Genomic DNA, 8,475 nt, shown 5'->3' with positions numbered 1-8,475 from the left:
GCAGGGCTCGACTGGCGGCGCGGAGCCGCGCGTGCAGGTGGCGATCATCGGAGCGGGGGCAACGGGCGTCGAGCTTTCCGCCGAATTGCGCAATACCGCGCAGGTGCTTTCCGCGTATGGGTTGCACAAGCTGGATCCGCGTCACGACGTCGGCATCGTGCTGATCGAGGCTGGTACGCGCATCTTGCCGGCGCTGTCCGAGCGCGTGTCGTCGGCGACGGCTGAGCTTCTCGCGAAGCTCGGTGTGCGTCTGCTCACGAGCGAGCGCGTGACCGAGGTCGCGCCCGGCGTCGTACGCACGGCGAGCGGCAAGAACGTGCGCGCGGACCTGACCGTGTGGGCGGCCGGCATCACGGCGCCGCCCGTGCTCGCGCGGCTCGACGGCCTCACGGTCAACAAGCTGGGCCAGTTGATCGTGCGCCGCACGCTGCAAACCGAAATCGACGACAACATCTTCGCGCTCGGCGATTGCGCGGCGTGCGAATGGCCGGGCCACGAACGCGGCGTGCCGCCGCGCGCGCAGGCCGCGCACCAGCAGGCCACCTTCCTTTTCCGCTCGCTCGGCGATCTGCTCGCGGGGCGGCCGCTGCCCGAATTCACCTATCGCGACTTCGGCTCGCTGGTGTCGCTCGGCCATTTCAGCGCGGTCGGCAATCTGATGGGTGGGCTGATCGGCGGGAATATGTTGATCGAAGGATTGTTTGCCCGTTTCATGTACATGTCGCTGTACCGGCTGCACATCGCGGCGCTGCACGGCTACGCGCGCATGATGCTCGATACCTTCGCCCACTGGCTGCGCCGTACGACGCTGCCGCGCGTGAAGCTGCACTGAGCGGCGCCAGCGCTCCCGGGGGGCGCGGCGCCATTTCGTTGATTCCGCCGTTTGACGTCTGAGTGACGTTCGAGGAGCGTTGCATGCTGAAACCCGAAGTCGATAGTCTCGTTCCGCGCGTGCCGTTCGATCGCCGTACCTTCATCAAGGCGGCGCTCGGTAGCGGATTCGCCGCCGCCGTGCTGCCCGTCTCCGCGCAGACCATCCATACCGACAGCGAAGGCCTCGAAGCCGGCGAGGTCGGCTTCCAGTCGAACGGCACGCTCATTCCGGCCTATCGCGCGCGGCCGCGCGGCAAGACGGATCTGCCGGTCATCATCGTGATCCATGAGATCTTTGGCGTTCACGAGCATATTGCCGACGTGTGCCGCCGCTTTGCGAAGCTCGGCTACCTGGCCATCGCGCCGGATTTTTTCGAGCGCGAAGGCGATGCGTCCGTGTATCCGACGATTCAGCAGATCAACGAGAATATCGCGAGCAAGGTACCCGACGCGCAGGTGCTCGGCGACATCGACGCGGCCCTCGTCTGGGCCGGCCAGAATGGCGGTGACCTGAAGCGCGTGGGTATCAACGGGTTCTGCTGGGGCGGGATCTACGCGTGGCTCTATGCCGAGCACAATCCACAGGTGAAGGCCGCGGTGTCGTGGTACGGGCGTGTGGCCGGCGCTCACACCGCGAACTCGCCGCAAAACCCGCTCGATCTCGCGGCCAATCTGCAGGTGCCGGTGCTTGGCCTCTACGGTTTGCAGGACAACAGCATCCCGCAGGACACGCTCGCGCAGATGAAGGCTGCCATCGCGCAGGGGCCGCAGGGAGGGCGCGGTTCGCAGTTCGTCGTATACGACGATGCGGGCCATGCGTTCTTCGCGGACTACCGGCCGAGCTATCGCAAGGCCGACGCGCAAGACGGCTGGAAGCGCGCGATTGCTTGGTTCAGGGGGCACGGCGTGGCGTGACGCCATGCTCCGGTCATCATGCCCGGATCAAGGGTTCGGCTCAAGGGTTCGGGCCCGTGGCGACCGGCCGCGACGGGTCGGCGACCCATTCGCTCCACGAACCGGGATAGAGCGCCGCGCCATGCAGGCCGGCAATCTCCATGGCGAGTGCGTTGTGGCAGGCGGTCACGCCCGAGCCGCATTGCAGGACCACGTGCTCGGGCGTCGTACCCGGCAGCACCGCGCTGAAGTCCTCACGCAGCGTGTGCGCCGACTTGAAGCGCCCGTCCGGCGTGAGGTTGTCCTGAAAGAAGCGGTTGCGGGCGCCAGGAATATGGCCGGCCACCGGATCGATCGCTTCGTTCTCGCCGCGATAGCGGTCGGCGGCACGCGCGTCGACTACGGTGAGTTCGCGCGTGGCGAGATTGCGCTCGATGGCCTGAGCGTCCACGGTCACCTGCAGCGGCGCGCCGGCCTTGAAGGTGCCGCGTGCCGGCGTCGGCACGTCGCGCACGAGCGGGAAGCCGGCCGCTTCCCATGCCTGCAGGCCGCCGTCGAGCACGGCCACCGAGTCATGGCCGAGCCAGCGCAGCAGCCACCACAGGCGCGCGGCGTACGAACCCCCTTGCGCATCGTAGGCCACGACCTGCTGGCCTTCGTTTAGCCCGCGCAGCGAGAGCGTGGCGACGAGCGCAGCGCGGTCGGGCAGCGGATGGCGGCCGTTCTTGCCGGTCTTCGGGCCGGAGAGGTCGCGGTCCAGATGCAGATATTGCGCGCCGGGCAAATGGCCGATCGCATAGGCGTTCTCGCCCGCAGCGGGATTGGCAAGATCGAAGCGGCAGTCGAACACGAGCACGCTGCCCGGTGCGGCGGTCAGGCGTTCGTGCAGATTGGCGGCAGAGATCAGCGTGGTGTAGTGCGTGTGGGGCATGACGGCTCCTTGGATCGTGCGAGGCCGCTGCCAGGAAAAATGCGGTACACGTGCGGCGGCCCGATGCTGTCAGTCTAAACAAAAAGACGGGCCGAAGCCCGTCTTTCCGTGATGCGTTCGAGCGGCCTCTGAAGCCGCGCGTCAGATCGGTCCCAGCTCGCGACGCAGGAACTCGTGGAAGTGCTGCATGCCGTCTTCCATCGGGCTCTGGTACGGGCCGACTTCCGAAACGCCGCGCTCGAACAGCGCGCGGCGGCCGGCGTCCATGCGCTCGGCGATCTCGTCGTCCTCGACGGCCGTTTCCATATAGGCGGCGCGTTCAGCCTCGACGAACTCGCGCTCGAACAGCGTGATTTCCTCGGGATAGTAGAACTCGACGATATTCGTCGTTTTCTGCGTGCCCTGCGGGATGAGCCACGAGACCACGAGCACGTGCGGGTACCACTCGATCATGAGGTTCGGGTAGTACACCATCCAGATCGCGCCGAACTCGGGCGGCACGCCGTTGCGAAAACGCAGGACTTCGTCGTGCCACTTGCGGTACGTCGGGCTGCCCGGCTTGCCGAGGTGCTTGTGCACGCCGACCGTCTGCACGCTATACCACTCGCCGAATTCCCACTGGAGATCGTCGCACGACACGAAGTTGCCGAGGCCGGGGTGGAACGGAACGACGTGATAGTCTTCCAGATAGACCTCGATGAAGGTCTTCCAGTTGTAGTTGCATTCGTGGACCTCGACGTGATCGAACATATAGTCCGTAAAGTCGAGGTGCTTCGCCGGCCCGAGGCGCGCGAGATCGCGCGCGACGTCGCGCCCGGCGGATTCGAACAGCAGGCCGTTCCACTTCTGCAGCGGCGTGCGGTCCAGGTTCAGACACGGTTTGTCCGCGAAGTGCGGCGCGCCGAGCAACTCGCCCTTGAGGTCGTAGGTCCAGCGATGCAGCGGACACACTATATTGTCCGCCGAGCCTCGACCGTTTAGCATGATGGCCTGACGGTGCCGGCAGACATTCGAGAGCAGCTCGATCTCGTCGCGCTTGTTGCGAACGAGCACGCGGCCCTCTTTTTCGCTGGGCAGCGCAAAATAGTTCCCAGCCTCCGGCACCATGAGTTCGTGCCCGACGTAGCGAGGACCCTTCTGGAAAAGCGTGTCGATTTCGCGCTTGAGAAGCGCTTCGTCAAAATAAGCGGCGACTGGCAGCTGACTATGGATGGACTTCAGCTGCAATGCATTGCTCAGATTGGACATTCCCACTCCCGATGAAGACGTGAAAGCAGTGAACAACCCAACCATCGAAGATTCGATTTAGGGAGCCGGCGATTATACCCGGTTACCCTGCCATGGGGTAGCTAAGTGACTGATTTTTGCCAAAATTACGTTGGAAAGCCGGCGGAAATCCAAGAAATATGAGACAAATGGATAGCGAACCGGGCCTTCTGGAACCGATTTGGGCTTACGCGGCTTCTGTGGTCGAGAATGCACACGAGCCGGAGAGCGGGTCGAAAGAGAAGCTTTTGCCGTAGAATGTCCGCCTTGTTTCATTCTGGCGACGACTCATGGCGAAATCCGCATCGAAAGACCGCGCTGGCGCGGACGAAAGCGCGGCCGGCACGGCAGAAGGTGAGGTTCTGCCCGAAAGCTACGAAGCGGCGCTTGCGGAACTCGACGCCCTGGTCGCGCGCATGGAAGGCGGCGCCCTGAGCCTCGAAGAGTCGCTTGCGGCATATCGGCGCGGCGCCGCGCTCGTGCGGTTCTGCCAGCAGCAGCTCGAAAAGGTTGAACAACAGGTGCGCGTGCTCGACGGCGAGACGCTGCGGCCCGTGCCCCTCAATACGACAGACTCCGCAGCGGGCGGAGACGACGACCTATGACATTTGACCAATGGACCCGGCAGGTGCTTGACCGGGTCGAAAGCGCGCTCGATCACTATTTACCGGCCGCCGATGTGCTGCCGGCGCCGCTGCATGACGCCATGCGTTATGCCGTGCTTGGCGGCGGCAAGCGCGTGCGTCCGCTTCTGTGCCACGCGGCGGGCGAACTGACGAACGCCACACCCGAGGCGCTCGACGCGGCCGCCTGCGCGCTGGAGATGATCCACGTCTATTCGCTCGTGCACGACGACATGCCGTGCATGGACGACGACGACTTGCGCCGCGGCAAGCCCACCGTACACGTCAAATATGACGAGCCGACGGCGCTGCTGGTTGGCGATGCGTTGCAATCGCAGGCGTTCATCACGCTGACGTCGGAGGTGCCGGGTTTGAGCGATTCGGCGCAGCGCCAGGCCTCGCTCGTGCGCGAACTCGCGCTGGCGAGCGGCTCGATCGGCATGGCCGGCGGCCAGGCCATCGATCTGGCGAGCGTCGGCCATGCGCTCACGCGGGCCGAACTCGAAACGATGCACCGTCTGAAGACCGGCGCGCTGCTGCGCGCCTCGGTGCGCATGGGCGCGGTGGCGGGCGAAGCGCCCACTGCCGAAACGCTTGCCGCGTTGGACAAATACGCGGCGGCCGTGGGCCTCGCATTCCAGGTGGTGGACGACATTCTCGACGTCACCGCCGACTCGGCGACGCTCGGCAAGACCGCAGGCAAGGACGCGAAGGACGGCAAGCCGACCTACGTGTCGATCATCGGCCTTGATGCTTCGCGTGCGCTCGCGCAGCAGTTGCGCGCCGACGCGCACGCGGCGCTCGAACCGTTTGGCGCGCGCGCGCAGCGCCTCGCCGAACTCGCTGACCTGGTGGTGAACCGGGTGAGCTGACCGCGCCACCCGCCCACGCGCATGAAATAGGAAGTAATGCGCAGGACAAGTGCGGGAGCGCCAGTTTTCCTACAATGGAACGACGATGTACGACTTGCTGAAAACCATTGACGACCCGGCGGATTTGCGCCGCCTCGACCGCCGCCAGCTGCAACCGCTCGCCGACGAACTGCGCGCCTTCGTTCTCGAGAGCGTCTCGCAGACGGGTGGCCACCTGTCGTCCAACCTTGGTACGGTCGAACTGACGATCGCGCTGCACTACGTGTTCGACACGCCGCGCGATCGCATTGTCTGGGACGTGGGCCATCAGACTTATCCGCATAAGATCCTGACCGGCCGCCGCGACCAGATGCATACGCTGCGTCAGCTCGGCGGCATCTCGGGTTTCCCGAAGCGCGACGAGTCGCCGTATGACACGTTCGGCACAGCGCACTCGAGCACGTCGATCTCGGCGGCGCTCGGCATGGCTGTCGCGAGCAAGCTCAAGGGCGAAAACGCCATGGGCATCGCCGTCATCGGCGACGGCGCGATGACGGCCGGCATGGCATTCGAGGCGCTGAACAACGGTGGCGTCGAAGACGACGTGCCGCTGCTCGTCATCCTCAACGACAACGACATGTCGATCTCGCCGCCGGTGGGCGCGCTCAATCGCCATCTCGCGCGCCTCATGTCGGGCCGCTTCTACGCCGCCGCGCGCGCGGGCGTGGAGCGCGTGCTGCGCCATGCGCCGCCGGTGCTCGATCTCGCCCGCAAGCTCGAAGAGCACGCGAAGGGCATGATCGTGCCGGCCACGCTGTTCGAGGAGTTCGGCTTCAACTACATCGGGCCGATCGACGGCCACGATCTCGATTCGCTGATCCCGACGCTGCAGAACATCAAGGAACTGCGCGGCCCGCAATTCCTGCACGTGGTGACGAAGAAAGGCCAGGGCTACAAGCTCGCCGAAGCCGACCCGGTCCTGTACCACGGTCCCGGCAAGTTCAACCCGGCCGAAGGCATCAAGCCTTCCTCGACGCCCGCGAAGAAGACCTACACGCAGGTCTTCGCCGAGTGGCTGTGTGACGTGGGCGAGCTCGACTCGCGCGTGGTCGGCATCACGCCGGCGATGCGCGAAGGCTCGGGCCTCGTGGAGTTCGAAAAGCGCTTCCCGGACCGCTACTACGACGTCGGCATTGCCGAGCAGCATGCGGTGACGTTTGCGGGCGGTCTCGCGGCCGAAGGCCTGAAGCCGGTCGTCGCGATCTACTCGACCTTCCTGCAGCGCGGCTACGACCAGCTGATCCACGACGTGGCGCTGCAGAACCTGCCGGTCGTGTTCGCGATCGACCGCGCCGGCCTCGTCGGTGCGGACGGTGCGACGCACGCGGGCGCATACGATCTCGCGTTCATGCGCTGCATCCCGAACATGATGATCATGGCGGCATCCGACGAAAACGAATGCCGCCAGATGCTCTACACGGCGCTCCAGCAGGACTGCACGACGGCCGTGCGCTACCCGCGCGGTGCGGGCACGGGCGTCGCGACCGTCAAGCAGATGGCCGCGCTACCGGTGGGCAAGGGCGAGATTCGCCGCGAGAGCAATGCGCCGGCAGGCAAGCGCGTTGCGATCCTCGCGTTCGGCACGATGGTCGCGCCTTCGCTCGCGGCGGCCGCGGAGCTGGACGCCACCGTGGCGAACATGCGCTTCGTGAAGCCGATCGACGCCGATCTCGTGCGCCAGCTCGCCGAGACGCACGACTATCTCGTGACCGTCGAGGAAGGCTGCATCATGGGCGGCGCCGGTTCGGCCTGCGTGGAATCCCTGCTTGAAAGTGGGGTTATCAAGCCCGTACTACAATTGGGCCTCCCCGACACCTTCATCGATCACGGCGATCCGGCGAAGCTGCTGGCGGGCGTCGGCCTCGACGCGGCAGGCATCGCGAAGTCCATTCGCGAGCGCTTCCTCGATGGCGCGGCGAACGCGTCGGGCAAGTCGGTGATGCGCGTCGCGTAAGCGGCTGGGCATCGAAACAGCCTGAAGCTGCGCTCTTTTTGGGCGCAGCCGCTCGAATACCTTGAACCGTCGGAAGGGGCGTGTTGCCCTGTTCCGCCAGCAAGCGCCGGCACATGCCGGCGCTTGCCATTTGCGCGCCACATTTGGCGCGACTTGAGGATAAGAATATGAATCAGATGAACCCGGCTTTCGTGATGCCGGACGTCCAGAGCTCCGTCGATACCCGTCAGATCCCGATCCAGCGAGTGGGCGTGAAAGGCGTGCGCCATCCGCTCACCGTGAAGACCGGCGCGGGCGACGTCCAGCCGAGCGTCGGCACATGGAACCTCGACGTTCATCTGCCGGCGGATCAGAAGGGCACGCACATGTCGCGCTTCGTGGCGCTGCTCGAAGAGAACAAGACGCCGCTCGAACCGGCAACGTTCCGCGCCATGCTCACGGCGATGCTCGTCAAGCTCGAATCGCAGGCAGGCCGTATCGAAGTGTCGTTCCCGTACTTCGTTAAGAAGGTCGCACCGGTCTCGGGCGTGGAAAGCCTGCTGGACTACGAAGTGACGCTCACGGGCGACGCGCGCGATGGCGTGACGCGCCTGTTCCTCAAGGTGCTGGTGCCGGTGACGAGCCTGTGCCCGTGCTCGAAGAAGATTTCGCAGTATGGCGCGCACAACCAGCGCTCGCACGTGACGATGGATGTCGAGTTCGACGGCGATCTGCCGGTGGAAGAACTCATCGTGATCGCCGAACAGGAAGCGTCGTGCGAACTGTGGGGCCTGCTCAAGCGTCCGGACGAGAAGTTCGTCACCGAGCGCGCGTATGAAAATCCGAAGTTCGTCGAAGACCTCGTGCGCGATGTGGCTGTGCGCCTGAACGCCGATGCGCGCGTGATCGCCTATACGCTCGAGGCCGAAAACTTCGAGTCGATTCACAATCACAGCGCGTATGCGGTGATCGAGCGGGACAAGCGCCTCGCCTGATACATTCCTCGTCGCTGCCCGCCGTTTCGTTGCGGGTGCACCGAAGCAA

Annotated in this window: 8 protein-coding genes; 6 read left to right on the top strand and 2 right to left on the bottom strand. The window is 65.1% G+C overall.

Going from position 1 to position 8,475, the window contains the following annotated elements; all coding sequences use genetic code 11:
* Together VMJ11_RS10685 and VMJ11_RS10680 are read left to right on the top strand one after the other, a co-directional pair.
* Nucleotides 1-832: NAD(P)/FAD-dependent oxidoreductase (locus VMJ11_RS10685; RefSeq protein WP_325619388.1), on the top strand; the 832-nt coding region annotated here is incomplete at its 5' end.
* Between the two features lie 83 nt (nucleotides 833-915).
* The gene (locus VMJ11_RS10680) at nucleotides 916-1,788 is read left to right on the top strand and encodes a dienelactone hydrolase family protein (protein WP_325619387.1); all 873 of its coding nucleotides are present in this window, start codon (nucleotides 916-918) and stop codon (nucleotides 1,786-1,788) included.
* A 40-nt stretch (nucleotides 1,789-1,828) separates the two neighbouring features.
* On the opposite strand, the gene VMJ11_RS10675 is transcribed toward VMJ11_RS10680, so the two are convergent.
* Complete coding sequence (locus VMJ11_RS10675; RefSeq protein ID WP_325619386.1) at nucleotides 1,829-2,698, bottom strand: sulfurtransferase; 870 nt, start codon at nucleotides 2,696-2,698, stop codon at nucleotides 1,829-1,831.
* Nucleotides 2,699-2,839: 141 nt separating this feature from the next.
* A complete protein-coding gene (locus tag VMJ11_RS10670) occupies nucleotides 2,840-3,946 on the bottom strand; it encodes an aromatic ring-hydroxylating dioxygenase subunit alpha (protein ID WP_325619385.1) in 1,107 nt (368 codons plus the stop codon).
* A 308-nt stretch (nucleotides 3,947-4,254) separates the two neighbouring features.
* Here VMJ11_RS10670 and VMJ11_RS10665 point away from each other — a divergent pair, with 308 nt between their 5' ends.
* From VMJ11_RS10665 to folE2, 4 genes are all read left to right on the top strand, one after another.
* The gene (locus VMJ11_RS10665) at nucleotides 4,255-4,569 is read left to right on the top strand and encodes an exodeoxyribonuclease VII small subunit (protein WP_325619384.1); all 315 of its coding nucleotides are present in this window, start codon (nucleotides 4,255-4,257) and stop codon (nucleotides 4,567-4,569) included.
* Nucleotides 4,566-5,459 (top strand): farnesyl diphosphate synthase, encoded by an 894-nt coding sequence (locus VMJ11_RS10660; protein ID WP_325619383.1) that lies wholly within the window; start codon nucleotides 4,566-4,568, stop codon nucleotides 5,457-5,459. Before VMJ11_RS10665 ends, VMJ11_RS10660 begins: the two co-directional genes overlap by 4 nt.
* A gap of 85 nt (nucleotides 5,460-5,544) precedes the next feature.
* Complete coding sequence (gene dxs, locus VMJ11_RS10655) at nucleotides 5,545-7,452, top strand: 1-deoxy-D-xylulose-5-phosphate synthase (protein ID WP_325619382.1); 1,908 nt, start codon at nucleotides 5,545-5,547, stop codon at nucleotides 7,450-7,452.
* Between the two features lie 167 nt (nucleotides 7,453-7,619).
* A complete protein-coding gene (gene folE2, locus VMJ11_RS10650) occupies nucleotides 7,620-8,426 on the top strand; it encodes a GTP cyclohydrolase FolE2 (protein WP_325619381.1) in 807 nt (268 codons plus the stop codon).
* Nucleotides 8,427-8,475: the final 49 nt, after the last annotated feature.

Source organism: Paraburkholderia sp. (assembly GCF_035501035.1).
In the GTDB taxonomy this organism is placed as follows: domain Bacteria; phylum Pseudomonadota; class Gammaproteobacteria; order Burkholderiales; family Burkholderiaceae; genus Paraburkholderia.
The sequence above is the reverse complement of the archived record's forward strand: the minus strand, read 5'-3'. Positions and strand labels throughout refer to the sequence as shown.